Raw genomic sequence first — 26,203 nt, forward strand, 5'->3', positions numbered from 1 at the left:
GCCCTCCTGGTCAGCCGCCGCCGGCGAGCTGCTCGCTGTAGAACAGGCCGAGGCCGAACATGCAGCAGATGGCCGAGAGCAGCCAGAACCGGATGATCACCGTGGTCTCGGCCCAGCCGGCCAGTTCGAAGTGGTGGTGGAACGGCGCCATCCGGAACAACCGCCGCCGGGTGGTGCGGAAGACCGCGATCTGCAGCACCACCGAGATCATCTCGACCATGAACAGGCCGCCGATGACGATGGCGAGCAGTTCGGTGCGGGTGGTCATGGACAGCCCGGCGACCAGGCCACCGAGGGCCAGCGAACCGGTGTCGCCCATGAAGATCTTCGCGGGCGCGGCGTTCCACCACAGGAAGCCGACGCAGGCGCCGGTGGCGGCCGCGGCGACCACCGCGAGGTCCAGCGGGTCGCGCACGTTGTAGCAGGCGGCGGCCGGGCTCTCCGCGCAGCTGAGCCTGGCCTGCCAGAACGAGATCACCACGTAGGTGGCCAGCACCATCGCCGCCGCGCCACCGGCGAGGCCGTCCAGGCCGTCGGTGAAGTTCACCGCGTTCGACCAGCCGGAGATGACCACCAGGGTGAACAGCACGAACAGCGGGATCGGCAGCACGATCAGCTCGATGTCGCGCACGTAGGACAGGTTCATCGACGCCGGGCTGAGCCCGTTCTCGTCGGCGAACTGCAGCGCGAGCACCGCGAAGGCGACGCCGACCACGACCTGGCCGACGATCTTCGCCGTCTTGTTCAGGCCGAGGTTGCGCTGCTTGCGGATCTTGATGAAGTCGTCGAGGAAGCCCACCACGCCGAGGCCGACGCCGAGGAAGAGCACCAGCAGGCCGGAAGCCGACGGGCCGCTGCTGGAGTCGTCGCCCATCCAGTTGATCAGGTGGGCGACGAAGTAGCCGACCACCATCGCGATGATGATCGCCACGCCACCCATGGTCGGCGTGCCGCGCTTGGACTTGTGCCCGGCCGGGCCCTCCTCGCGGATCTCCTGGCCGAAGCCCTGCCGGGAGAACACCCGGATCAGGTAGGGCGTGAGCAGGATGGAGACCAGCAGGCCGACGGATGCCGCGATCAGGATGCTGATCACGCCTCACCGCCAGCGGGGGTGAGCACCGCGTCGGCCACCCGCCAGAGCGCGGCGACCTTGGATGCCTTGACCAGCACCACGTCCTGCGGCCGCAGCTGTTCGCGAAGCAAGGCGATGGCGGCGTCGGTGTCGGGCACCAGGACGGACTCCTCTCCCCATGAACCTTCGTGGCTTGCGCCTTGATGCATCGCGGCGGCGTCCTCGCCGACCACCACGAGCCTGCCGATGTTGAGCCGGACGGCCAGGCGGCCGATCTCGTCGTGCGCGGTCACGCTATCGGCACCGAGTTCGCCCATCACACCGAGGACCGCCCAAGATCGGCGGCCCGCGCTCATCGAGGCGAGCGTCTTCAGCGCCGCCCGGACCGATTCCGGGTTGGCGTTGTACGAATCGTTCAGCACGACCAGGCCGTCTTCCCTGGTCGTGACCTCCATGCGCCGGGCCGAGCGCCGGGTCACCGCCGACAGCTGGGCGGCCACGTCGGCCAGCGAGGCGCCGAGTTCCAGTGCCACCGCGGCGGCCGAGAGCGCGTTGCCGACGTGGTGCTCGCCGTGCAGCGGCAGCTTCACCTCGGCGGAACCGGCCGGGGTGACCAGCCGGAAGGAGGCGCGGGCCTGCTCGTCGAGCACCAGGTCCTCGGCGCGGACGGTCGCGTCGGGGTGCTCGCCGACGCCGACGATCCGCGCCTTCGTCCGCGAAGCCATGCCCGCGACCAGCGGATCGTCGAAGTTGAGCACCGCGACGCCGTCCTCGGGCAGCGACTCGGGCAGCTCCCCCTTGGCCTGCGCGATGCCCTCGCGCGAGCCGAACTCGCCGACGTGCGCGCTACCCACGTTGAGCACCACGCCGATGCGCGGCGGCGCGATCTTCGCCAGCTCGGCAATGTGCCCCGGCCCGCGTGCGGACATCTCCAGCACGAGGTACCGGGTGCTCGCGTCGGCACACAGCGCGGTCCACGGGTGGCCCAGCTCGTTGTTGAAGGAGCCGGGTGGCGCGACCGTCGGGCCGAGCGGTTCGAGCAGCTGCGCGATCAGGTCCTTGGTGGAGGTCTTGCCGGAGGAACCGGTCACGCCGACCACGGTCAGCCCGGTTTTCGCCAGCTCGTCGACCACGTGCCTGGCGAGCTTGCCGAGCGCGGCCAGCACGGCGGCGCCGGAACCGTCGGTGTCGCCGCTGAGCACCATCGCGCGCTCGTTCGCCTCGCCGTCGGCCAGCGGCGGCACGATCACCGATGGCGCGTCGACCTCACGAGCCGCGAGCACCCCGGCCGCCCCGGCGGCGACCGCCTTCCCGGCGAAGGTGTGCCCGTCGACCTTCTCCCCCGGCAGGGCGAGGAAGAGGCCGCCGTCGGTCAGCTTCCGCGAATCGAACTCCACCGAGCCGGTCACCAGCGGGCTGCCGTCGGTGCCGTGCAGCCGTCCGCCGACGATCTCGGCGATCTCGGCCAGGGTCAGCGCGATCACGCGTGCACCCCCAGCCGGGTGCGGATCGCGGCTTCCAGCTCGTCGCGGTCGGAGAAGGGGTGCACCACGCCGTGTGCCTCCTGCCCGGTCTCGTGGCCCTTGCCCGCGACGAGCACGATGTCGCCGGGGCCGGCCAGTTCCACGGCACGCGCGATGGCGGCGCGCCGGTCGCCGATCTCCTCGATCTCCACCCCCGCGGCACCGGCCGCACGCGCACCGGCGAGCATCGCCGCGCGGATCGGCTCCGGTTCCTCGGAGCGGGGGTTGTCGTCGGTCACGATCAGCACGTCGCTGCGCTTGGCCGCGGCCTCGCCCATCATCGGGCGCTTGGCGGTGTCGCGGTCGCCACCGCAGCCGAGCACGGTGATCACGCGGCCGTCGGTGCGCGCGCGCAGCGCGTCGAGCGCCTGCGCCACCGCGGCCGGTTTGTGCGCGTAGTCGACCACCGCGGTGAACGGCTGTCCCAAGTGGACGCGTTCCATCCGGCCGGGCACCTCGACCGCGCCGATCCCGCGCACGATGTCGGGCAGGTCCACCCCGGTGACGTCCAGGATCGCCGCCGCCAGCAGCGCGTTGGCCACGTTGAACTCACCGGGCAAGGGGATCTTCGCCGCGGCGGTGCGCCCGCCCGGCGCGTGCAGCACGAACGACTGCTCGCCGGTGGGCAGCGCGGTCAGCTCGGTGGCGGTCCAGGCCGCCTCGTTCTCCGGTTCGGTGGACACGGTCACCGTGTGCGGGGTGACCAGCGCCTGGCCCCACGCGCTGTCGACCACCACCACCTCGGTGGTGGACCGGCCGTCGAACAGCAGCGACTTGGCGGCGAAGTAGTCCTCCATGTCGCGGTGGAAGTCCAGGTGGTCCTGGGAGAGGTTGGTGAACGCGCCGACCGCGAACCGGGTGCCGGTGACCCGGCCCAGCGCCAGCGCGTGGCTGGACACCTCCATCGCGGTGTGCGTGACGCCCTGCTCCACCATCACCGCGAACAGCGCCTGCAGATCGGGCGCCTCGGGCGTGGTGAACGCACTGGCCAGCCGCTCACCGGCGATCCGGGTCTCCACCGTGCCGATCAGCCCGGTGGTGCGCCCGGCCGCGCGCAGCCCGGAGTCGATCAGGTACGCGGTGGTGGTCTTGCCGGAGGTCCCGGTCACGCCGAGCACCGAGAGCTTCAGCGACGGCTCGCCGTAGATCCAGGCGGCCATCAGGCCGAGCGCCTGGCGCGGTTCGGGGTGCACGAGCACCGGCACCCCGGCGTCGCGCACGGCCGGGCGCTCGGCACCCGCCTCGTCGGTGAGCACCGCGGCGGCACCGGCGGCGATCGCGGCGTCGGCGAAGTCGGCGCCGTGGGCGCGGGCCCCGGGCAGGGCGGCGAACAGGTCACCGGGCAGGACGTGCTGGGCGCGCAGGGTCGCGCCGGTCACCGCGTTCTCCACGCTCTCGGGTGGCGCGATCAGCCGGGCGTCCGCACGGGCGACCAGCGTGTTCAGCGGTACCGGCTGGGTCAGCGCCGGCCGGGGCGGTGCGACGACGGCCTTCACCGGGCTGTCCGGCACCTGCCCGCCGGACCTGCCAGGCCCATCGTTGTTGACAGACACAGGCGGCAGGTTACCGGCGGCGCATCCGGGTGACCCAAGGCGGTACTGGGTGCGAGCGGCCGATCGCGCTTTGGTAGCGGTGAGCCCGGTTAGAGCGCGGTGAGTTCGGCGATCTTCCAGGAACCGTCGATCTTCTTCGCGTGCACGTCGAGGTGGGCGGCCGAGGAGGTTTGCCCGTTCTCGCCGGGGCGCAACGTCTGCTGGTCGAGGAACACCAGCAGACGCGCGCTGTCGGCCCGCAGTTCCCGCACGCCGGTCGAGCGGATCGTCGTGGTGCGCACCAGTTTTTCCGCCTCGGCCTGCCGCTTCGCCGCGGCGAAGCTGTCCCGGTACTGGGTGACCGCCTTGTCCACCAGCAGCCCGCCCGCGGCCCGTTCGGTGCGGTCGAGATTCGCGTAGTCGTAGGAGAAGATCGCCTTCACCGCGTCGCCGACCTGATCGGTGACCTCGGCCGTCGCCGCCGCGTCGACCAGGGCGAGATTCGCCGACGGGTCCCCTTCGGACAGCCGGCCCGCCTCCACGCCGAACCACACCGCGCACCCGGCGGCGAGCACCACCACCGCCACCAGCACCGCGATCGACGTCGCGAGCCGGGAATCCGTTTTGCCCGTTTCCAGCGGATCTTCGGCTTCGGCCGCTTCGGCGTCTCCTCCTCGCCCGGTTTTGCCTTGCGCGGGCTCTTCAGCCCACTCGTCACCGTCGTCCATCGCGGCGTCTTCGTCTTCGGCTCGGAGGGTCCCCTCGACCCGCGCGACACTGTCGTCGTCGGGCCGGGCGGTGTCGTCGGTGCCGGAGTCGGCTTCCAGTTCCAGCGTGCCCGAGTGGGTTTCGGCCACATCGTCTTCGTCGTGCTTGTTCTTGGTCATCTCAGCCCGCCTGGACGGCGCTCACCTTCCACCCCTGGTCGGTCCGGGTCAGCTCGACGGACAGCCGGCTGCGGTTGGGCACCGGCGCCTCGTTGTTGATCCCGATCCGCACGTCCAGCACGGCGACCAGCCGCGCGGTGTCCGGCAGCAGCTCCACCAGCGCCGCCTGCCGCACCGAGGCGGTGGCCATGGTCTTGGTCTCCGCCGTGCGCTTGAGGTGTTCCTCGCGGTCGGCGGCCAGGTCCTTGCCGAACTGCCCGGTGCTGACCTGCAGCCAGCGGTCGTAGTCGAACTGCACGGTCCGGTAGTCGACCGTGTTCAACGCGGTCAGCGCGGTCGACGCGGTGGAGAGCACGTCGTCGCGCTCCCGCGCGCGGGTCAGCTCGTCGTCCTGCGCGGCGGCCCGCCAGGACCAGCCGAACCAGGCGGCCGCGGCCACGGCGAGCACCGCGAGCGCGAGCAGGCCGCGCCGCAGCTGACGGAGGTTCACGGATTTCACACGCGCACGATTCCAGATCAATCGGGCAAGCCCAAGAGCCCGCCGACATTTTCCGAGCCGGGCAGCCCGGCCAGGTCCAGCAGCCCGGGCAGCTTCACCTGCCCCGGCGGCGCCGGGGCCTGCGGAGACGGCTTCGGCACCTCCACCGGCTTGCCCGCGTACGGCGCGTTCTGCGCCCCGCGCACCCCGGTCGGGCTGCCCGGCGGTTCGGCGCAGTACGCCTGGGTGTTCGCCGGGAGTTCACTGGTGTCGTTCGCGGCTCGTTGCTTCGTACCCTCGTACCCCTTCGTGCACGAGTACGGGTCGAACAGGTTCAGCACAAAACCGAGGTGCCCCTCCCCGTTGGAGGTGACCGAACGGCTGAACGCGGAGATCACCGGGTACGCCACCAGCAGCTGCTCCACCGCGTCCACCCGCACGGTGGTGATCTGCGCGGTGGTCAGCAGGTTCGCGAACACCACGCCGAGATCGGTGCCCGAGGTGGCCAGCACGTCGCTGACCTGCCTGCTCAGCTTCGGCGCGTCGTCGATCACCTTGCGCACCTGCGGGTCGGACTCCTTCAGCTGCGCGCTGATGTCCTTGAGCCCGCTGGCCAGCGAGGTGAGGTTGTCGCCCTGGCGCCGCTGGGTGTCGAGCACCACGCGCGCGTCGGCGAGCAGCGCCCGGGTGTCGGGCAGGTGCTCGGTGGCGGTGGTGGTGAACGAGCCCGCGGTGTCCAGCAGCAGCCGCAGGTCCGGCCCGGCGTCGGCGAAGGCGAGATAGGCCTCGTCCACCACCGTGCGCAGCGACTGGGGGTCCACACTGGACACCAGGGAGTCCAGATTGGACAGCACGGTGTCCGGCGAAACCGGGATCTGCGTGCGGTCCTTGGTGATCACACTGCCCTCCTCGAGGTAGGGCGCGTTCTCGTGCAGCGGCCGAAGATCGACGTACTGCTCCCCGACCGCCGAGCGGTTGGCCACCACCGCGGCGGTGTCGGCGGGGATCTTCGGCCCGTCGCTGTCCAGGTCCAGCCGGACGTCCACGCCGTCGGGGCGCAGCACCAGCTCGGTCACCTTGCCCACGGTCACCCCGCGGTAGGTGACCTCGGAGTTGACGAAGATGCCGCCCGAGTCGGCCAGCCGCGCGGTGACCAGGTAACCGCGGGCGCCGAGCAGCCGGTCCAGCCCGGCGTAGTTGCCACCGGCGTAGACCACCGAAACGACCGCGATCACCACGAAGGCGATCAGCTGGATGCGGTGCTTGCGCCCGAGGGTCATCCCCCACCTCCCAGGATGCCGCCGAGCAGGCCGTCCAGCCCGCCCAGCACGCCGCCGCCCGGCACGCCCAGCTGTGGCGGCGCGGTCGGCAGCGGTAGTGACGGCGGCGGCGGGACCGCCGGGTTCTGCGGCAGGGCGATCGGCGGCTGCGAGGAGTTGAGGAAGTTCTGCACCAGTGAGTCCAGGTTGAGGTCGACGCGGGCGCGCACGTTCGCGTAGTCGCCCTTGACCACCGCGCCCGCCGCGTCCGGGAACGGGTAGGTGGGCAGGATCTTCAACGCCGTCGGCAGGTTCGACCCGGCTTCGGCGAGCTTCTCCAGCGTGGGCTCCAGCGCCCGCAGATCGGCGATCAGCTCGTCTCGGCTGGCGTTGACCGTGCTCACCGCGACCCCGGAGAGCTTGTCCAGCGACTGCAGCATGCCGACGAGCTGGTCGCGCTGCGCGGTGACCACCCGCAGGCCGGGCGCGAGGTCGTCCAGCGCCACCTGGAGGTCCCCGGTCTGCGTGTTGAGCGTGCTGGACAGCCGGTTCAGCCCGTCGATGGCCCGGACGATCTCGCCCTTGTGCCCGTCCAGCTCGGTGGCCACTTCGTCCACTCTGGACAGCAGCGCGCGGATGTCGGCCTCGTTGCCGGACAACGCGTTCGTCAGCTCCTGGCTGATCGTGCGCAACTGGTCGATGCCACCGCCGTTGAGCAGCAGGGAAAGCGCGCCGAGCACCTCCTCGACCTCGGGGTTGCGGTTGGTCTTCGCCAGCGGGATGACCGCGCCCTCCCCGAGCCTCGCCTCCGCCGCCTCCCCGGCCGCGGGCCCGCGCAGTTCGACGAACTTCTCGCCGAGCAGGCTGGACTGCCGCAGTTCGGCACCGGAGTTCCCGGGCAGCACCACGTCCCCGTTGACCGCGATCTTCACCACCGCGTAGTGCGTGTCCTCCGAAAGCGCGATCTCCTCGACCCGCCCGACCGGCACGTCGGCCACCTTCACCGCCGCCTGCGGCACCAGGTCCAGCACGTCGGTGAACTGCACGGTCAGCCGGTACGGGTGGTCGCCGAGATCCGCCCCGCCCGGCAGCGGGGTGTCGTACATCCCGGAGAACTCCCCGCAGCCGCCGAGCAGCAGCGTGCCCGCCAGCACCGCGGTGATTCTCGCCCGCCCGCTCATTTGACCCCCAGGTTGCCCGAGAGCAGGTCCACCAGCGGCAGCGGCAACGGCGGCAGTTCGCCGTTCTGGATGGAGTTCAGCATCTGCGAGAGCGAGGGCACCTTGAGCGTGCCGTCGATGATCGGCGCGAGCCCCTGGCACAACTGCCCGAGCGTGTCCGGCAGCTGCGCCGGCGTCCCCGCGCTGACCAGCTTGCACACGGTGACCATCAGCGGGTGCGCGAGCTCGTTGGCGTTGTACCGCACCGCGATGCTGCCCGAGGCCGCGTCGTAGGTGTTGATGAAGTTCGTCATGCCGGTCGGCCCGACGTCGAGCACCTCGGCGAGCGCGCCCCGCTGGTCCACCAGCACCTTGGTGATCCCGGCCAGTTTCTCCACATTGGACCCGAGCAGGTCGCGGTTCTCTTCCACGAAGCCACGCACGTCGTCCAGCGAGGTGGCCAGCCCGGTCAGCGCGGCGCCGACGTCGTCGGACTCCGAGGACAGGTAACCGGCCACATCGGACAGCCGGGCGTAGAACTCGTTGAGCTGCTTGTCGCTGCCCGCCAGCATTTCGGTGAACGACTTGAGGTTCTTCACCGTGGCGAACATGTCGCCCTTCGAACCCTCCAGCGTCCTGGACAGTTCGGCGAGCTGGGTGACCGTGTTGTTGAGGTTCTGCCCGTTGCCGTCGAGGTTCGCCGCCGCGGTGTCCAGCACGCGCGACAACGCGCCGTCCTGGTTGGCCCCCTGCGGTCCCAGCGCGGTCGACAGCTCGTTGAGACTGCCGTAGAGATCGTCCAGTTCGGCCGGGGTGGCCGTCCGGTCGGTGCCGATCACCGCCCCGGAAGCCAGCTCCGGTCCTTCGTCGTAGGCGGGCGTCAGCTGCACGTACCGGTCGCTGACCAGGCTCGGCGCCACCACCACCGCACCGGCGCCTTCGGGGATCTGCACACCCCCGTCCACCCGCAGCTCGACCCGCACCTGGTTGCCCTGCGGCGTCACCTCGGTGATCTCCCCGACCGGCACCCCGAGCACCCGCACCGCGGAACCGGCGTAGAGCCCGACGGTCTTCTCGAAGAACGCGGTGATCTTGGTACCACCGGGGTCGCGCACGGCGAACCACAGCCCGGCGGCGAGCACCAGCAACGCCACGCACGCCAGGGAAAGCCACGACAGCAGGCTCCGCCCGGCCCTGGTCTCGACGGTCATCGCGGGGCCACCCCCTGGTTCGGCGCGGCGATCGGCGGGGTGCAGCCCTCCGGGTTGATCTGCGCGCCTGCCACGGTGATCACCGGCGGCAGCAGACCGCAGATGTAGCCCTCGAACCAGCGCCCGTTGCCGGTCGCGTTCGCGCCGATCCGGGTGAACGGGGCGAGCAGTTCCAGGCTGCGGCTGAGGTTGTCCTGGTTGCGGTGCAGCACGTCGGTGACCGTGCCGAGCTTCTCCAGCGCCGGTTTCAGCTGCCCGCGGTTGTCCGCCACCAGGCCGGAAAGCTGGTCCGACAGCTGCTTCGTGCCGTCCAGCAGCCGGGAGATCGCGTCCTGCCGGTTCTGCAACTCGGTGAGCAGGAGGTTGCCGTCCCCGATGATCCGCGACAGCTGGGCGTTGCGGTCCGACAGGGTTTTCGAGACCTGGCTGGTGTTCGACAGCAGGTTCGCGAGTTCGGTGTCCCGCGAGGACACCGTCTTCGACAGCGAGGACAGCCCGTCCAGCGCCTCGCGCAGGTGCGGCGGGGTGTCCTTGAGCGCGTCCGAGAGCACGTTGAAGCTCTGCGCCAGCTGGTCGGTGTCGACGTCCTGCACGGTGTCGGACAGCTTCTCGAAGGCGTCCTGCAGTTCGAACGGCGTGCGCGTGCGTTGCAGCGGAATGGTGTCGGCCGGGTCCTGCGGTGCCTCCCCGGCCGGGTGCAGCGCGAGGAACTTCTCCCCCAGCAAGGTCTTGATCTCGATCGAGGCGACCGTGGCGTCCGGCACGCCCACCCGCTCCACCTCGAACTCGACCAGCACCTTCTTCCGGTCCAGCTCGACCGAGGTCACCTCGCCGACGGTCACCCCGGCCACCCGCACCTCGTTGCCCGCGGCCAGCCCGGCCGACTCGGCGAACTCGGCCGAGTAGCCGATCCCCTTGTCCAGCAAGGGAAGGTCGTTCCAGGCGTAGGTGACCACGGCGACCAGCGCGAGCAGCACCAGCGCCACGCCGCCGACCGCGGCCTGGTTCCGTTCCCGCAGCGGCGTCATGACGGCTGGCACCTCTCCGGCATCTCGTTGGTGGGGATCGGCAGGAACGGCACGGTGATGTTCAGCGAGGAGATGCCGATCGTGCCGGAGAGCCCGCACAGGTAGTAGTTGAACCAGCTGCCGTAGCTCAGCGTCCGGGTGAACTTCTCCAGGTTGCCCGGCATCACGCCGAGCAACTCGTCCAGCAGCTGCTCGGAATCGGCGAGGTTGCCGGACAACTGCCCGAGCGCGGCGATGTCCTCCTTCAGCGGCGGCCTGGCTTCGGCGAGCAGCCCGGCGGTGGTGTCGGTCAGCTCACCGAGCGCGGACACGGCCTCCCCGATCGGCTGACGCTGCTCGGCCAGGCCGGTGACCAGCTGCTGCGTCTGGTCGATCAGCTCGCCGAGGCCGGGTCCCGGCCGGTTGACCGTGCCGAGCACGTTGTTCAGGTTGGTGATCACCTCGCCGATCACCTTGTCCCGGTCGGCGATCGCCGAGGTCAGCGACGCGGTGTGCGAGAGCAGGCTGCGGATGGTCCCGCCCTCGCCCTGGAACACCTGGATGATCTCGTAGGACAGCTGGTTCACCTGTGCCGGTTCGAGCGCCTTGAACAACGGCTCGAACCCGTTGAACAACACGGTCAGGTTCAACGCGGGCTGAGTGCGCTCCAGCGGGATCCGGCCACCGTCCGGCAGCTTGCCGTCCCCGTCCACGGAGGTCCCGAGCGCGAGGTAGCGCTGCCCGATCAGGTTGCGGAACTTGACCGTCGCGGTGACCGCCTCCGGCAGCTCGCGCACCGCGTCCACGCCGAAGTTCACCTCGGCCCGGTGGTCGTCCGAGACGGTGATCGACTCCACCTGCCCGACCTTGACCCCGGCGATGCGGACGTCGTCGCCCTCCTTGAGCCCGGACGAGTCGGTGAACAGCGCGCTGTAGCGGGCGCTGTCCCCGAAGTCGGTGTTCGCGATGGTGGCCCCGAGCACCGCGGTGAGCAGCACGGTGACCACCGCGAAGGCCAGGATCTTCAGCAGCGCAGGCACGAAGCTCCTCATTCGAGCGTCACCTCCGCTCCCCGGTACAGCGGCGCGACCAGCAACCCACCCCAGCCGGGCACCTCGGCGGGCGGCAGGCCCAGCGCCGGCGCGGTGAGCGCGGAGATCAGCTCCTGCTCCTCCGGCGAGTTCGCCAGCGAACTCGCCCCGCCGCCACCCCCTGGCAGGTCCGGCCCCGGCGACTTCGGCGGCGCGGGCTTGCTGGAGCCGTCGTCGATCGGGCCGCCCGGCGGGTACTGCGGCCACCGGCCCGGCGGCGGCACGTCCGGATAGCACCGCGGGCCGCGCTTGTCGTCGTAGCGCGGCTCGTCCACCCCCGGCAGGTACTTGCCGCGGCTGGCGGTGATCCGGATGGTCACATGGTTCATCTCGTCGGTTCCCTTGCCGAACGCTTCCTCCGCGCGGGGCACCGATTCGGCGAGCTGGCGCAGCAGGCACGGGTACTCGGGCGCGTACTTCGCCAGCACGTCGAGCGTGGGCCGCACGGTTTTGGTCAGGTTGATCAGGTTGTCCTTGTTGACCGCGAGGAAGCTGGTGAGGTCGTTGGAGGCGTCGGTGACCGTGCCGAGCATCTCGGCCAGCCCGGTCTGCTTCTCCACCAGCGTCCGGGTGGTGGTGGTCAGATCCGCGAGCGCGTCGAGGAAGTCGGGCGCGGCGCGGTTGTAGATGTCGGCGGTGTCGGCGAGCCCGGTGATGTCGGCCTTGATGTCGGGCAGCGAAGGGTTCAACCCGCCGAGGTAGTCCGAGAGCTGCACCAGGGTCTGCCCGAGTTGCTCACCGCGACCGTCCAGCGCGGTGGCCACCGCGTTCAGCGTGCTGGACAGCTTCTGCGGCTGCACCGACTGCAGCAGCGGCAGCACGTTGCCGAGCACCTGCTCCAGCTCGATCGCGGTGCTGCTGCGGTCCTGCCCGATCACCGCGCCCGCGGCGATCGGCTCCGCCGGGCGCTCCGGCAGCTGCAACGCCACATACCGTTCCCCGAACAGGGTTTTCGGCAGCAGGCGCGCGTTCACGTTGCCCGGGATCACCTCGGTCTTGTCCGGGTCCAGCGCGAGTTCCAGCACGGCGGCGTCCCCGGCCGCCCTGATCGAGCGCACCTCGCCGACCACCATGCCGCGCACCTTCACGTCGGCGCCCTCGCGCATCTGGTTGCCGACGTGGTCGGTCTCCAGCGTGACCGCGGTGTAGGAGACGAACTTCTTGTTGTAGACCGCGATCGTCACGGTGAAGAACAACGCGACCACGACCAGGAACAGCACGCCGAGCGCCTGGTGGCGCAGGCGGCCGAGGAGGATGCGGCGCCCGGGGTTCATCCGGAGATCCGCACGGTCGTGTTGGTGCCCCAGATCGCCAGGCTGAGGAAGAAGTCCAGCACCGAGATGAGCACGATCGAGGTGCGCACCGCGCGGCCGACCGCGATGCCCACCCCGGCCGGTCCGCCGCGTGCGGTGTAGCCGTAGTAGCAATGGGACAGGATCACCAGCACGCTGAACACGATCACCTTCAGGAACGACCAGAGCACGTCCTCCGGGGGCAGGAAGAGCGCGAAGTAGTGGTCGTAGGTGCCCGCCGACTGCCCGTAGAACCAGATGGTGATCTGCCGCGACGCCAGGTACGAGGACAGCAGGCCGACCGCGTAGAGCGGGATGACCGCGGTGACCCCGGCCAGCACGCGGGTGGTGACCAGGTACGGCAGGCTCGGCACGCCCATCACCTCGAGCGCGTCGATCTCCTCGGAGATCCGCATCGCGCCGAGCTGCGCGGTGAACCCGCAGCCCACCGTCGCCGACAACGCCAGCCCGGCCGAGAGCGGCGCGACCTCGCGGGTGTTGAAGTAGGCGGAGATGAACCCGGTCAGCGCCGCGGTACCGAGCTGGTTCAGCGCGGAATACCCCTGCAGGCCGACGATCAGCCCGGTGAACAGGGTCATCCCGATCATCACCCCGAGCGTGCCGCCGATCACCGCCAGCGCGCCGGTGCCGAAGCTGACCTCGGTGAGCAGGCGCAGCGTCTCGCGTGAATAGCGGCGGATCGTGCGCGGCATCCAGGCGATCGCGCGGGCGTAGAAGGACAGCTGCGCGCCGAACCCCTCCAGGAAGGCACCCGGCCGCGCGATCATCTCGAGCGTCCGGTCCGGCACCCGCTCGGTCTTGGTTTCCGTCATCACAACGCCTTCGGGGGAACGATGCGGAGGTAGATCGCGGTCAGCACCACGTTGATCGCGAACAGCAGCAGGAAGGTGATCACCACGGCCTGGTTGACCGCGTCCCCGACGCCCTTCGGCCCGCCGGACGGGTTCAGCCCGCGGAAGGCGGCCACCACCCCGGCGACGAACCCGTACAGGAACGCCTTGATCTCGCTGATCCACAGGTCCGGCAGCTGCGCGAGGGCGTTGAAGCTGGCCAGGTACGCGCCGGGCGTGCCGCCCTGCATGACCACGTTGAAGAAGTAACCGCCGAGCACGCCGACCACGCTGACCAGGCCGTTGAGCAGCACCGACACCACGATCGCGGCGAGCACCCTCGGCACGATCAGTCGCTGGATCGGGTTGACGCCGAGCACCTCCATGGCGTCGATCTCCTCGCGGATCTTGCGCGCCCCGATGTCAGCGCAGACCGCGCTGCCGCCTGCCCCGGCCACCAGCAGCGCGGTGATCAGCGGGCTCGCCTGCTGCACGATGGCCAGCGCGCTGGCCGCCCCGGTGAACGACTGCGCGCCGATCTGCTGGGTCAGCGAACCGAGTTGCAGCGCGATCACCGCGCCGAACGGGATCGCCACCAGCGCGGTGGGCAGGATGGTCACGCTGGCGAAGAACCAGCACTGCTGGATCCACTCGCGGAACTGGAACGGCCGCCGCGGAATGGCGCGCAGCACTTCCCAGGCCAGCGTGGCGAGCCTGCCCACCTGGGCCAGTGCCGCCGTGCCGGGCATCGTCGCCAGGCCAGCCATCGCGCCTCCGGACTCGTCAGACCTTCAGGGCGTGCGTGGCGGTCGCCCCGCCATCCGCCACGAACTCACTCCCCGTGCAGTACGAACTGTCGTCACTGGCCAGGAACGCGACCAGCGCGGCGATCTCCTCGGCCTGGCCGACCCGGCCCAGTGCCACCTTCTTGCCGACGAACCCCATGTCCACCGGCGCGCCGCCGAGCGCGTCGGTGATCATCGCGGTGTCGATCGCGCCGGGGTGCACCGAGTTGACCCGGATCCCGCGCTCGCCCAGTTCCAGCGCGGCCACCTTGGTCATCCCCCGGATGGCGAACTTGCTCGCCGTGTAGGCGGTCAGGAACGGCATCCCGGCCAGACCCTCCACAGAGGACACGTTCACGATCGAGCCGCCGCCTGCCTCGGTCAGCGGGCCGACCGCCGCACGCATGCCGAGGAAGGTGCCGATCTGGTTCACCCGGATCACCCGCTCGTAGTCGGCCAGCTTGGTCTGCTCCAGCGCGGAGAAGAACAGCACGCCCGCGTTGTTGACCAGGACGTCGAGCCTGCCGAACGCCTCGGCCGCGCGGCCGGTCGCCACCGGCCAGGCGTCCTCGTCGGTCACGTCGAGGTGCTGGTAGACGCACGCGTCCCCGAGCTCGGCGGCGAGCTTCTCGCCCAGTTCGTCCGCCACGTCGGCGGCCACCACCCGCGCGCCCTCGTCGACGAACCGCCGGGCCGCGGCCGCACCCTGTCCCCTGGCCGCGCCGGTGATCAGCGCTACCTTGCCGTCGAGCCTGCCCATTCGCACCTCACCTCGTTCCGTCGGTCAACGACCTCTGCTACGGCAGGGAAAGGACCTCCTGCGTGACGAACATGCGCTCCGGATCGCGGTCGGCGAAGTACCCGCCGAGCTGGTCTTCGAGTTCGTCCTGGCGCCACAGCTGGTTCCCGGTGTCGAACCGCTGCTCGATCGACGGCGGCGCGAGCAGCGCCACCATGCCCCCGTGCACCACGAAGACCTGGCCGTTGATCCGCGCCGCGCCGGGTGAAGCGAGGTAGGCGACCAGCGGCGCCACGTGCTCGACCGACAGCGGGTCGACGCCTTCGGGCGCGTCCCCGAAGACGTCTTTGGTCATCGCCGTTCGGGCGCGCGGGCAGATCGCGTTGGCGCGCACGCCGTACTTGCTCAGGCCCCGCGCGGTGGACATGGTCAGCGCGACGATGCCCGCCTTCGCCGCCGAGTAGTTCGGCTGGCCGGGCGCTCCGAGCAGGAACGCCTCGGACGCGGTGTTCACCACCCGGCCGTACACCGGCTGTCCGTCTACTTTGGACTTGTTGCGCCAGTAGGCGGAGGCGTTGCGGGAGAGCAGGAAGTGCCCGCGCAGGTGCACCCGGAGCACCAGGTCCCACTCCTCGTCGGACATGCCGAACAGCATCCTGTCGCGCAGTACGCCGGCGTTGTTCACCACCACGTGCAGTCCGCCGAACTGCCCGACGGCGGCTTCGAGCAGCGCGTCCGCGGTGGCGCGTTCGCCGATGTCCCCGGTGACCGCGACGGCCTTGCCACCCGCGGCCTCGATCTCCTCGACCACCCCGGCGGGTTCGGTCACGTCGTTGACCACCACCGAGGCCCCGGCCTTCGCCAGCGCCAGCGCTTCCGCGCGGCCCAGCCCGCCACCGGCCCCGGTGACGATCGCGGTCCGGCCGTCCATGGGGTCAACGGTCACCAGAACTCCTCACGCTGCGGCCTGCGGCCGTCATTGGCCGCCAGTTGCAGCAAGACTAGAATCTGTTCTTGTTGATGGCAAGGCCGCTTTGCAGCGCGTTCCGCAGATTTTCGAGAACGCGTTCTAGTACAAGCGACGGCCACCGGCTTCCTCCGGCCGGCGATCTGCGGTACAACTAGAACCTGTTCTAGATTAACGCGGTTAACGGGCATACACCAGAACGAGACCGGCGGGCGGAGGTGACGGTATGCGGATCGGTTACACCGAGGCGCAGGAAAAACTGGCGGACGAACTGCGCTCCTACTTCGCCCGGCTGATGACCCCCGAACGCCGCGAGGCACTGGGTGCCGGCGGTGCCGAGTACGGCAAGGACGGCGCCTACCAGGAGATCGTGCGCGAGCTGGGCCAGGACGGCTGGCTCGCGATCGGCTGGCCGGAGGAGTACGGCGGGCAGGCGCGGTCGATGCTCGACCAGCTGGTGTTCACCGACGAGGCGGCGGCCGCGGGCGTGCCGGTGCCCTTCCTGACCATCAACACCGTCGGCCCGACGATCATGCGTTACGGCACCGAGGAGCAGAAGGCGTTCTACCTGCCCCGGATCGCCGCGGGCGAGTTGCACTTCTCGATCGGCTACTCCGAACCCGGCGCCGGCACCGACCTGGCCTCGCTGAGCACCCGCGCGGTCCGCGACGGCGACGAGTACGTGATCAACGGCCAGAAGATGTGGACCAGCCTGATCGAGTACGCCGACTACGTCTGGCTCGCCGTGCGCACCGATCCCGAGGCGAAAAAGCACCGCGGCATCAGCATCCTGGTCGTACCCACCACCGCCGAGGGCTTCTCCTGGACCAAGGTCCGCACGGTCGCGGGCCCCGGCACCAGCGCGACGTACTACTCGGACGTGCGCGTACCGGTCAGCGCGCGGATCGCCGAGGAGAACAAGGGCTGGCCGCTGATCACCAACCAGCTCAACCACGAACGCGTCGCGCTGACCTCCGCCGCCCCGATCCGCACCGCGCTCGCCGAGGTGCGGGAGTGGGCGCAGAAGACCCAGGCCCCGGACGGGCGGCGGGTGATCGACGCCGAGTGGGTCCGGTTGCACCTGGCCCGCGTGCACGCCCACGCCGACTACCTCAAGCTGCGCAACTGGAAGATCGCCTGGGCCGCCGCCGAACAGGAGCTCGGCCCCGGCGAGGCCTCGGCGACCAAGGTGTTCGGCACCGAGTTCGCGCTGGAGGCTTACCGGTTGCTGATGGAGGTGCTCGGTGCCGGTGCCGTGGTGCGCGAGGGTTCACCGGGCGCGCTGCTGCACGGCCGGATCGAACGCCTGCACCGCTCCGCGCTGATCCTCACCTTCGGCGGTGGCACCAACGAGGTGCAGCGCGACCTGATCGCCGCCACCACGCTCGGCCTGCCGGTCACGCGCTGAAAGGGGACGCCAGATGGACTTCTCGCTGACCGAGGCGCAGCGCGACCTCGGCGGGCTCACCCGCCGCATCCTCGCCGGGAAACTGGACCCGAAGTCGTGGGAACCCCACGGTTCCGGCGGTTTCGACCGTGCACTGTGGACAGAGCTGGCCCGGGCGGGCATTCTCGACGCCGCCCTGCCGTCGGCTGCCGGGGGCGGTGGTTTCGGCCTGCTGGAGCAGTGCTCGGTGCTGATCGAGCTCGGCCGCATGGTGGCCCCCGTGCCGTACCTTCCCAGCATCACCATGGCCGCCTCCGCACTGGCCGAGTTCGGCGCCGGCAAGCAGTTGGAGACCCTGGTGCCGGTCCTGCGCGGCGAGCGGGTGCTGACCGCGGCGGTGCCCGACGCCGGTGACCCCGCCGCCTTCACCGCCGAACCCGACGGCGACGGCTGGCGCCTCACCGGCGCGCAGACCGCCGTCCCCGCCGCCGTCTTCGCCGACGCCCTGCTGATCGCCGCCGGTGACGCGGTTTTTGTGGTCGACCGGGACGCGGCGGAGATCTCCGCGCAGGAGGTCGTCGACCGCGGCGACGCGGGTCTCGTCGAACTCGACGCCGTCCACGTCGACGCCTCGGCCCGGCTCGGCGGCACCGGGGTCGCCGAGTGGATCCGCCTGCGCGGTACCACCGGCCTGTGCGCGTACCAGCTCGGCACGGTCGAGCGCGCACTGGAGATGACCACCGAGTACGCCAAGGAGCGCAAGCAGTTCGACAACGTCATCGCCTCCTTCCAGGCCGTCCGGCAACGCCTCGCCGACGCCTACACCGACGTGGAAGCGGTCCGCCTGACGCTGTGGCAGGCCGCCTGGCGCCTGTCCGAAGGCCTGCCCGCCGACGAGGAGGTGGCCACCGCCAAGTTCTGGGCGGCCGAAGCCGGGCACCGGGTCGCGCACACCGCGGTGCACCTGCACGGCGGGATCGGCATCGACGTGGACTACCCGCTGCACCGGTATTTCGTGGCGGCCAAACGCGCGGAATTCACCCTCGGCGGCGCCACCGCGCAACTGCGGCGGCTCGGTGACCTGATCTCCGGCTGAGACCAGTATCTGGGAGCTGTGGCAGGATTCCGCGGCTTCGTGCTCCCCTGAGTCGGGTGAACACACTGCCGATCTTGGATCTGTCCCGTTTCCGGGTGCCGAGGCAGCGGGAACGATTCCTGGCCGAACTGCGCCACGCCGCGCACGAAGTCGGTTTCTTCTACCTCGTCGGACACGGCGTCGCCCCGGAAACCACCCAGGCGGTCGTCGATTCGGCGCGGCGGTTCTTCGCCCTGCCCCAGGCGCAGCGGCTGGAAATCGAGAATGTGCATTCTCCCCAATTCCGCGGGTACACGCGCACCGGCACGGAGCACACCGCCGGTGGCGCGGACTGGCGCGAGCAACTCGACATCGGCCCCGAGCGGCCCGCGCTGGACCTGACCGAGAGCGATCCCCCGTACCTGCGCCTGATCGGCCCGAACCAGTGGCCGTCGGCGTTGCCCGAACTGCGGGACGTGGTGCTGCTCTGGCAGTCCGAGGCGCTGCGCGTCGCCCGTGAGGTGCTGCGGGCACTGGCCGTCGCGCTCGGCCAGGAACTGACGTATTTCGACCGCTGGTTCGACGCGGAAGCGGCGGTGCACCTGAAGGTGGTGCACTACCCGCCCCGCGAACCCGGTGGCACCGACCAGGGCGTCGGTTCGCACAAGGACTACGGTTTCCTCGCTCTCCTGCAACAGGACGAAGTCGGCGGCCTCCAGGTCCAGACCGCGGACGGTGCCTGGATCGACGCCACCCCGATCCCGGACAGTTTTGTGGTGAACATCGGCGAAATGCTGGAAATCGCCACGAACGGCTACCTGCGCGCGACACAGCACCGCGTCCTCAGCCCACCCGCCGAGGTCGATCGTTATTCCATCCCCTTTTTCCTCGCCCCGCGCCTGGACGCGGTGATCGAGCCGATCGACCTACCGCCCGACCTGGCCGCCGCCGCCCGCGGCGTCACCCAGGACGAGAACAACCCGCTTCTGGCCGCCTACGGGGAAAACGCGTTGCTCGGCTGGCTGCGCTCACACCCCCGCGTCGCCGACCGCTGGTGGCTCACCGCGGCCGAGCAGCACTGAACCCCGCTCAATCCCGCGGCGCGTTGATCGGGCGAAGGCGGCGCGGACCGGTGTCCGGGCGGGAAGGTGGCGGCCCGAGCACCACCCGGCCGTAGACCACGAAGGCACCGTCCGGCGAGGCCAGGATCGGGTCCAGCACGAGCGACCGGACCTCCGGGTTGTCCTCGGCGAGTGCCGCCACCCGCAGCACCAGGTCCTGCAGCGCGGCCAGGTCGGCGGGTTCGTCACCGCGGTAACCGGTGAGCAGCGGCGCGGTCCGCGGCTCCCGGATCAGCGTCGCCGCGTCCACGTCGGTCAGCGGCACCGCCCGGTAGGCCCGGTCCCCCAGCAACGTGCTCACCAGCCCGGACAGGCCGAAGGAGACCAGCGTGCCGAAGGACGGGTCGTCCTGCAGCCCGATCACGCACGACAGGCCCTTGGGCGCCATGGCCTGCACGTACATGTCGTCCTCGCCGGAGACCTCGCGCAGGTCGCGGTAGGCGGCGCGCACCGAGTCCTCGGCGGACAGGTCGAGCCGCACCCCGGCCAGGTCCGGCCGCCCGCGCAGCCGTTCGTCCACCGCCTTGAGCACCACCGGGTAACCCAGTTCGGCCGCCGACGCGACCGCCTCGTCGGCGGAGGACACCACCTGGAACGGCACCACCTCGATGCCGTAGCAGCCGAGCAGCCGCACCACGTCCTCGTCGGCGAGCACGGTGGTCTGCCCGTCCTCCGTGCCGAGGATCTCGTTCACGATCACCTGTGCCTGCTCGACGTGCAGTCCGGCCGGCCGGGTCAGCGCCCCCTGCGGCCGCTGCTGCCACGCCGCGTACCGGATCACCCGCGCCAGCGCGTTCACCGCGCGTTCCGGACTCGGGTACGAAGGCACCGAACCACGGGTGGGCGCCCCGTCGTCCGCGCGCACGGCCAGCTCGTCCGGCACCCCTTCCGCGGCGAGGAAGGTCGAGACGATCGGCTTCTCCTTGCGCAGTTCCTGCACCACCTCACGCAGCGCGCGGGCGTAGGTGGTGCCCGGAATCGCCAGCGGCGGCACAAAAACGACCACCAGCGCGTCGGTCTCAGCCGAGTTCAGCGCCTCGCGCACGGCACCGGCGAACTCCTCCGGCGAGGCCTGCGGTCCGACGTCCACCGGTTCGAACGCGAGCCGCAGCCCCTGCGCCCGAGCGGTGTCCGCGGCGAGCAGCCCGATCGCGCTGGAGTTGCCCACGATGCCGACCCGCGGCCCCGCGGGCAGCGGCTGGTGCGCGAAGACCAGCGCGGTGTCGAAGAGCTGGGCGAGCGTGTCCACCCGCACCACCCCGGCCTGCTCGAACAGCGCCTGCACACTCGCCTCGTCCACCTCGGCCGAGGTCGCGGCGAGCTGCGGCCGCACCGCGTGACGCCCCGACTTCACCGCCACGATCGGCTTGGTCCGCCCGAGCCGCCGCGCCAGCCTGGCGAACTTGCGCGGATTGCCGAACGACTCCAGGTACAGCAGCACCAGATCGGTACCCGGGTCCGTTTCCCAGTACTGGAGCAGGTCGTTGCCGGAGACGTCGGCCCGGTTGCCCGCCGAGACGAAGGTCGACAGCCCCAGCCCGCGTGCCTCGGCGTCGGCGAGGATCGCGGTGCCCAGCGCACCCGACTGGCAGAAGAACCCGGCCCGCCCGCTCGCCGGCAGCCGCGGCGCGAGCGTGGCGTTGAGCCGGACGGTCCGGTCGGTGTTGAGCACCCCGAGCGCGTTCGGCCCGACCACCCGCATCCCGTGCGCACGGGCCTCGCCGACCAGCCGCAGTTCGGCGTGCAACCCGTGCGGCCCGGCCTCGGCGAACCCGCCGGAGACGATCAGCAGGGTTTTCACGCCCTTCTCCAGCGCCCCGTCGAGCACCGACTCGACCTGGTCGGCGGGCACCGCCACCACCGCGAGATCCACCGGGTCGGGAATGTCCACAACGGACGGATAGGCCCGCACCCCGCGCACCGACCGGTGTTCCGGGTTGACCGGGTAGACGGTGCCGGCGAAGTCCGCGGTGAGCAGGTTCGTCAGCGCCACGTACCCGATCTTGGTCGGATCGGTGGACGCCCCGATCACCGCGACCGAACGAGGGTGCAGCAGGTTGTGCACGCTCCGGGCCTCGGCGGCCTGCTCACGCGAACGCGCCACCGCCAGCGACTCCTCAGTCGGGTCGATGTCGAACTCCAGGTGCAGCACGCCCTCCTCGATCGCCCGGCTGACCTGGTACCCGGCGTCGCGGAACACCCGCACCATCTGCGGGTTCTCGGCGAGCACCTCGGCCACGAACCGGCGCAGCCCCCGCTCGGACGCCGCCGCGGCGAGGTGCTCCAGCAGGATCGAGCCGAGCCCGCGCCCCTGGTGCGCGTCGTCCACAACGAAGGCCACCTCGGCCGACGGCCCCCGGTCGAGCCGCTCGTACCGCCCTACCGCGACGATGTTGTCGCCCAGCATCGCCGCGAACGCGACCCGGTCGTGGTGGTCCACCCGCGAGAACCGCTCGAGGTCGCGCTGCGGGATGCGCGGGTAGGCGCCGAAGTACCGCAGGTACCGGGTGCGCTCGGAGAGCCTGCCGTGCAACGCGACCAGCCCGTCCGCGTCGTCGGGCACCACCGGTCGCAGGTGGACGGTGCCGCCGTCGGAGAGCAGGACGTCGGCCTCCCAGTGCCGCGGGTAGTCGTAGGACTCCCGCAGATCGGGCTCCGCCGAGTCGTTCTCGGTGCTCATCCTCAGTCCCTCGGATCGTCCGGATCGAGCCCGTGCAAGGGAAAGACCGCGCGCCGGGTGTCGCGGATGGCGATGTCCACCGGATCGTCCTGCCCGTCGCCCCACGGGCGGTGGGTGGTGTCGGCCTCGTCGGTCATCTTCAACGGCAGCTCGGCCTCGGGCGCGGCCCGGCTCACCGTGTCCCGCCACCCCGGCGGCAACGGGGTTTCCGGGCTCACGTCGCGGTCGAGCACGGTGGCCAGCAAGTGCGTCCACGACCGCGGCACCACGCGGATCAGCTGGTAACCACCACCGCCGACGGCCAGCCACTTGCCCCCTGCGTACCGCTGCGCCAGCTCGCGCAGCGTCCGGTAGATCTCGCGGTGCCCGTCGACCGAGAGCGACAGGTCGGCCAGCGGATCCTCCTCGTGCGAGTCCACCCCGCACTGCGTGACCAGCAGCTGCGGCTGGAACTGCTCCAGCAGCGACGGCACGATCGCGTGGAACGCGCGCAACCACCCGGGATCCCGCGTGTGCGGCGGCAGCGGGATGTTCACCGAGGTGCCCTCGGCCCCCTCCGCTCCGGTCTCCGCCGAGTAGCCGGTGCCGGGCCACAACGTGAACGGGTGCTGGTGCAGCGAGACGGTCAGCACCCGCGGGTCGTTGTAGAAGGCCGCCTGCACCCCGTCACCGTGGTGCACGTCGGTGTCCACGTACGCGATCCGGTCGAACCCGTGGTCCAGCAGCCACGAGATCGCGATCGAGCAGTCGTTGTAGACGCAGAAGCCGGCGGCCCGGTCGGGCATCGCGTGGTGCAGCCCGCCCGCGATGCTGACCGCGCGATCGGCCTCGCCCTCGGCCAGCTTGCGCGCGCCGAGCAGGGTGGAGCCGACCACCAGCGCCGCCGAGTCGTGCATCCCCGAGAACACCGGGTTGTCGGTGGTCCCGAGCCCGTGCCCGACGTCCCAGCCGACCATCGGCGCCTGCTTGACCGCCTCCAGGTACTCGGGCACGTGGATCCGGTACAGCTCTTTCTCCGTGGCCGCCTCCGGCACCAGCAACTCGACGTCCTCGAGCACGCCCAGCTCACGGGCGAGCCGGATGGTCAGCTCCAGGCGGACCGGGTTGAACGGGTGCTCACCACCCAGGTCGTAGCCCAGTAGCGCGGGATCCCAGACGACGGCGGAGGGGTGCATGCCCGAAACCCTAGTGCGTGCGCGGGCGCTCAGCCGGGCTCGTGACCGGTGGCCGCCGGCCGTTCCGGATCACGCGACCAGTGCGACCAGGACCCGGTGTAGAGCGAGGCGGGCGCGGGGTGCCCGGCGATCTCCAGCGCGAGCACCACCGAGCTGGCGGTCACCCCCGAGCCGCAGTACGCACCGACCGGCGTGATCGTTCCCACCCCGAGGTCGGCGAAGTGGCGGGCCAGCTCCTCGGGCGTGCGCCAGTGCCCGTCGCCGTCGGAGTGCGCGCTGAACGGGGCGTTGCGCGCGCCCGGGATGTGCCCGGCCCGCGGATCGACCGGCTCCGTCTCGCCCGCGTACCGCTCCGGAGCGCGAGCGTCCAGCAGCACGCCGTCACGTGCCAGCTCGGCTGCTTCATCGGCGTTCAACACCGGCATGCCACCCGGCCGCACCACGACGTTGCCCGGTAGAGGCGCCTCTTCCTCGGTGGTCACCGGCCTGCCCTCGGCCTCCCACGCGGCGAACCCGCCATCCAGCACGGCCACCTCGGCGTGCCCCGCCCAGCGCAGCAGCCACCAGGCCCGCGCCGCCACCGACGAGTCGGCATCGTCGTAGGCGACCACCAGCCTGCCCTCGTCCACCCCGGCCAGGCGCAGTGCTTCCTGCAGCGCGGTGGGCTCGGGCAGCGGGTGCCTGCCGCCCTCCCCCGGCGGCGCGGCCAGCGCGGTGTCGAGATCGGCGAACACGGCCGAGGGGATGTGCCCGGCACGGAACGACTCGACCCCGGGAGGCCCGGCGAGACGCCAGCGGACATCCAATACGGTGGGTCGCGAATCGAGCGGGCCGTCCAGCAGGCCGGCCAGCTCCGCGGTCGTGATCAAGGGGGACATGCGGCCATCTTCCAGCAGGCAGGGCGGCCCGCGCAGCCCGGCCGCCCGACCGGGGATTTCCAGGTCACCTGCCGTAGTCGTCGGGGAAAGCGACTACCATGAGGGACGCGGACGAAGGGGACAGAAGTGAACGAGCTCATCGACACCACAGAGATGTACCTGCGCACGATCTACGAGCTCGAGGAAGAGGGCGTCGTTCCGCTGCGCGCCCGCATCGCCGAGCGTCTCCAGCAGAGTGGCCCCACGGTGAGTCAGACGGTCGCCAGGATGGAACGCGACGGCCTGGTCATCGTCGCCGACGACCGGCACCTCAAGCTCACCGATCACGGCCGTGAGCTGGCGATCGCGGTCATGCGCAAGCACCGCCTCGCCGAACGCCTGCTGCTCGACGTGATCGGCCTCGAGTGGGAGCACGTGCACAAGGAAGCGTGCCGCTGGGAGCACGTGATGAGCGAGGCGGTCGAGCGCAAGCTGGTCAAGCTGCTCAACAACCCGACCACCTCCCCGTACGGCAACCCGATCCCCGGCCTGGACAAGCTGGGCGCCGGTGACCCGGCCCCCGACGCCGAGGCCGACCTGGTCCGCCTGGACGAGTTCGCCCGCGCCGGTGGCGGCAAGGTGGAGATCCGCCGGATCGCCGAGCACGTGCAGCAGGACGAAACCCTGATGACCGAGCTGAACTCGGTCGGCCTGGTCCCCGGCCAGACGGTCAGCGTGAGCCGGGCCAACGGCGCCGGTTCCACCATCGAGATCACCGGCGAGAGCATCAGCGTCCAGGTCGCGCCCTCGGTCCTGCACGCGGTACTGGCGCAGGCACGGTGAGCGCGGCCAGTGACGCCGCCGCCACGTTCCGCTCACTGCACGGGAAGGAGCCCATCGGGGTTTTCTCCGCCCCCGGCCGGGTGAACCTGATCGGGGAGCACACCGACTACAACGACGGGTTCGTGCTCCCCTTCGCCCTGCCGCACCGGCTCGCCGCCGCCGTCGCGCCGCGTGACGACGAGCAGCTCACCGTGGCCACCCTTGGCTCGGATGGCCGGGTGCAGCAGGCCGACCCGATGAACATCCCGACGCTCGAGCCGGGCCAGCTCGAAGGCTGGGCCGCGTACCCGGCCGGTGTCGCCTGGGTGCTGCGCTCGCAGGGCTACGAGCGCGGCGCCGACATCGTGCTCGCCGGCGACGTGCCCACCGGAGCCGGGCTGTCCTCCTCGGCCGCCCTGGAATGTGCCGTGGCCCTCGCCCTGCTCGGCGCGGCCGGTGAACCCGACCCCGACGAGCACCGCCGCACCGAGATCGCCCGCCTCGCCCAGCGCGCCGAGAACGAGTTCGTCGGCGTACCGACCGGCGTGCTCGACCAGACCGCCTCGATGCGCTGCGTCGACGGCTGCACGCTGTTCCTGGACGTGCGTTCCGGCGAGATCGAGCAGGTCCCCTTCGACGCCGAGGCGGCCGGGCTGCGCGTGCTGGTGATCGACACCCGCGCCAAGCACACCCTCGCCGATTCCGGCTACGGCGACCGCCGCCGCGGCACCGAACGCGCCGCCGACCTGCTCGGCCTCAAGGCCCTGCGCGACATCGAGCCGGACGGCCTCGACCACGCACTGGCCCGGTTGCCCGAGGAACTGCGCCCGCTGGTGCGGCACGTGGTCACCGAGAACCAGCGCGTGCTCGACGTGGTCGCCCTGCTCAAGGCCGGTCGCCTGGCCGAGATCGGCCCTTCGCTGGACGCCTCCCACGTCAGCATGCGTGACGACTACCGGATCTCCTGCCCGGAACTCGACGTCGCCGTCGAGTCGGCCCGCGCGGCGGGCGCACTGGGTGCCCGGATGACCGGCGGTGGCTTCGGCGGCTCGGCGATCGCGCTGGTGCCCGAGGCCGAACTGGCCAAGGTCGAGGCGAACGTCAAGGCCGAGTTCGAGCGCGCGGAGTTCAAGGCACCCCGCACGTTCGTCGCCGTGCCGTCGCCCGGCGCGCACCAGGACCCGCCCAGCACCTGGGCCGGGTAAGGCAACCCCGGCTGCGCCGGAACGTCG

Annotated in this window: 23 protein-coding genes; 5 read left to right on the plus strand and 18 right to left on the minus strand. The window is 71.0% G+C overall.

Annotation, left to right across the window (positions count from 1 at the left end):
• Positions 1 to 10 precede the first annotated feature (10 nt).
• From mraY to JYK18_RS42395, 15 genes are all read right to left on the minus strand, one after another.
• Positions 11 to 1,093, minus strand: coding sequence for a phospho-N-acetylmuramoyl-pentapeptide-transferase (gene mraY, locus JYK18_RS42325; protein WP_206809608.1), 1,083 nt, complete (start codon positions 1,091 to 1,093; stop codon positions 11 to 13).
• Positions 1,090 to 2,556, minus strand: coding sequence for a UDP-N-acetylmuramoyl-tripeptide--D-alanyl-D-alanine ligase (murF, locus tag JYK18_RS42330; RefSeq protein ID WP_206809609.1), 1,467 nt, complete (start codon positions 2,554 to 2,556; stop codon positions 1,090 to 1,092). Before murF ends, mraY begins: the two co-directional genes overlap by 4 nt.
• Positions 2,553 to 4,091, minus strand: a complete 1,539-nt coding sequence (locus JYK18_RS42335) for a UDP-N-acetylmuramoyl-L-alanyl-D-glutamate--2,6-diaminopimelate ligase (RefSeq protein ID WP_206810031.1) — start codon at positions 4,089 to 4,091, stop codon at positions 2,553 to 2,555. The genes murF and JYK18_RS42335 overlap by 4 nt, the downstream gene beginning before the upstream one ends.
• 146 nt (positions 4,092 to 4,237) lie before the next feature.
• Complete coding sequence (locus JYK18_RS42340; RefSeq protein ID WP_307796347.1) at positions 4,238 to 4,726, minus strand: hypothetical protein; 489 nt, start codon at positions 4,724 to 4,726, stop codon at positions 4,238 to 4,240.
• Between the two features lie 289 nt (positions 4,727 to 5,015).
• A complete protein-coding gene (locus JYK18_RS42345) occupies positions 5,016 to 5,504 on the minus strand; it encodes a hypothetical protein (RefSeq protein ID WP_307796312.1) in 489 nt (162 codons plus the stop codon).
• Positions 5,505 to 5,530: 26 nt separating this feature from the next.
• Positions 5,531 to 6,772 (minus strand): MCE family protein, encoded by a 1,242-nt coding sequence (locus JYK18_RS42350; protein ID WP_206809610.1) that lies wholly within the window; start codon positions 6,770 to 6,772, stop codon positions 5,531 to 5,533.
• Positions 6,769 to 7,932 carry an MCE family protein gene (locus JYK18_RS42355; protein ID WP_206809611.1) on the minus strand — a complete coding sequence of 388 codons (1,164 nt, stop codon included), beginning with the start codon at positions 7,930 to 7,932 and terminating at the stop codon, positions 6,769 to 6,771. Before JYK18_RS42355 ends, JYK18_RS42350 begins: the two co-directional genes overlap by 4 nt.
• A complete protein-coding gene (locus JYK18_RS42360) occupies positions 7,929 to 9,122 on the minus strand; it encodes an MCE family protein (RefSeq protein WP_206809612.1) in 1,194 nt (397 codons plus the stop codon). Before JYK18_RS42360 ends, JYK18_RS42355 begins: the two co-directional genes overlap by 4 nt.
• Positions 9,119 to 10,150, minus strand: coding sequence for an MCE family protein (locus JYK18_RS42365; protein WP_206809613.1), 1,032 nt, complete (start codon positions 10,148 to 10,150; stop codon positions 9,119 to 9,121). The genes JYK18_RS42360 and JYK18_RS42365 overlap by 4 nt, the downstream gene beginning before the upstream one ends.
• Positions 10,147 to 11,181 carry an MCE family protein gene (locus JYK18_RS42370; protein ID WP_206809614.1) on the minus strand — a complete coding sequence of 345 codons (1,035 nt, stop codon included), beginning with the start codon at positions 11,179 to 11,181 and terminating at the stop codon, positions 10,147 to 10,149. Before JYK18_RS42370 ends, JYK18_RS42365 begins: the two co-directional genes overlap by 4 nt.
• Positions 11,178 to 12,494 (minus strand): MCE family protein, encoded by a 1,317-nt coding sequence (locus JYK18_RS42375; RefSeq protein WP_206809615.1) that lies wholly within the window; start codon positions 12,492 to 12,494, stop codon positions 11,178 to 11,180. Before JYK18_RS42375 ends, JYK18_RS42370 begins: the two co-directional genes overlap by 4 nt.
• Positions 12,491 to 13,345 (minus strand): ABC transporter permease, encoded by an 855-nt coding sequence (locus tag JYK18_RS42380; RefSeq protein ID WP_206809616.1) that lies wholly within the window; start codon positions 13,343 to 13,345, stop codon positions 12,491 to 12,493. Before JYK18_RS42380 ends, JYK18_RS42375 begins: the two co-directional genes overlap by 4 nt.
• On the minus strand, positions 13,345 to 14,130 hold the full coding sequence (locus JYK18_RS42385) for an ABC transporter permease (protein ID WP_153030734.1): 786 nt from the start codon (positions 14,128 to 14,130) through the stop codon (positions 13,345 to 13,347). Before JYK18_RS42385 ends, JYK18_RS42380 begins: the two co-directional genes overlap by 1 nt.
• A 16-nt stretch (positions 14,131 to 14,146) precedes the next feature.
• Entirely contained in the window at positions 14,147 to 14,908 is a 762-nt protein-coding gene (locus tag JYK18_RS42390) for a glucose 1-dehydrogenase (RefSeq protein WP_206809617.1), read from the minus strand.
• A gap of 37 nt (positions 14,909 to 14,945) precedes the next feature.
• Positions 14,946 to 15,818: a 3-oxoacyl-ACP reductase gene (locus JYK18_RS42395; RefSeq protein WP_206810034.1), complete on the minus strand. Its 873-nt coding sequence runs from the start codon at positions 15,816 to 15,818 to the stop codon at positions 14,946 to 14,948.
• Positions 15,819 to 16,080: 262 nt separating this feature from the next.
• Between JYK18_RS42395 and JYK18_RS42400 the strand changes: the two genes are divergently transcribed.
• The 3 genes from JYK18_RS42400 to JYK18_RS42410 all read left to right on the plus strand — a co-directional run bounded on the left by JYK18_RS42400 (position 16,081) and on the right by JYK18_RS42410 (position 19,398).
• On the plus strand, positions 16,081 to 17,262 hold the full coding sequence (locus tag JYK18_RS42400) for an acyl-CoA dehydrogenase family protein (RefSeq protein ID WP_206809618.1): 1,182 nt from the start codon (positions 16,081 to 16,083) through the stop codon (positions 17,260 to 17,262).
• A gap of 13 nt (positions 17,263 to 17,275) precedes the next feature.
• Positions 17,276 to 18,337 carry an acyl-CoA dehydrogenase family protein gene (locus JYK18_RS42405; RefSeq protein ID WP_206809619.1) on the plus strand — a complete coding sequence of 354 codons (1,062 nt, stop codon included), beginning with the start codon at positions 17,276 to 17,278 and terminating at the stop codon, positions 18,335 to 18,337.
• 74 nt (positions 18,338 to 18,411) lie between these two features.
• Complete coding sequence (locus JYK18_RS42410; RefSeq protein WP_242584017.1) at positions 18,412 to 19,398, plus strand: isopenicillin N synthase family oxygenase; 987 nt, start codon at positions 18,412 to 18,414, stop codon at positions 19,396 to 19,398.
• A gap of 7 nt (positions 19,399 to 19,405) precedes the next feature.
• On the opposite strand, the gene JYK18_RS42415 is transcribed toward JYK18_RS42410, so the two are convergent.
• Genes JYK18_RS42415 through JYK18_RS42425 form a run of 3 tightly spaced genes read right to left on the minus strand, consistent with a single transcriptional unit; the run spans position 19,406 to position 24,170 of the window.
• Positions 19,406 to 22,117, minus strand: a complete 2,712-nt coding sequence (locus JYK18_RS42415; protein ID WP_206809622.1) for a bifunctional GNAT family N-acetyltransferase/acetate--CoA ligase family protein — start codon at positions 22,115 to 22,117, stop codon at positions 19,406 to 19,408.
• 2 nt (positions 22,118 to 22,119) lie between these two features.
• Positions 22,120 to 23,292, minus strand: coding sequence for an acetoin utilization protein AcuC (locus JYK18_RS42420; RefSeq protein ID WP_206809623.1), 1,173 nt, complete (start codon positions 23,290 to 23,292; stop codon positions 22,120 to 22,122).
• A gap of 29 nt (positions 23,293 to 23,321) precedes the next feature.
• The gene (locus JYK18_RS42425) at positions 23,322 to 24,170 is read right to left on the minus strand and encodes a sulfurtransferase (RefSeq protein ID WP_206809624.1); all 849 of its coding nucleotides are present in this window, start codon (positions 24,168 to 24,170) and stop codon (positions 23,322 to 23,324) included.
• A gap of 126 nt (positions 24,171 to 24,296) precedes the next feature.
• Here JYK18_RS42425 and JYK18_RS42430 point away from each other — a divergent pair, with 126 nt between their 5' ends.
• Entirely contained in the window at positions 24,297 to 24,992 is a 696-nt protein-coding gene (locus tag JYK18_RS42430) for a metal-dependent transcriptional regulator (RefSeq protein ID WP_153030725.1), read from the plus strand.
• Positions 24,989 to 26,176: a galactokinase gene (gene galK, locus JYK18_RS42435; protein ID WP_206809625.1), complete on the plus strand. Its 1,188-nt coding sequence runs from the start codon at positions 24,989 to 24,991 to the stop codon at positions 26,174 to 26,176. The genes JYK18_RS42430 and galK overlap by 4 nt, the downstream gene beginning before the upstream one ends.
• Positions 26,177 to 26,203: the final 27 nt, after the last annotated feature.

The sequence above is a fragment of the Amycolatopsis sp. 195334CR genome, assembly GCF_017309385.1.
GTDB lineage: Bacteria > Actinomycetota > Actinomycetes > Mycobacteriales > Pseudonocardiaceae > Amycolatopsis.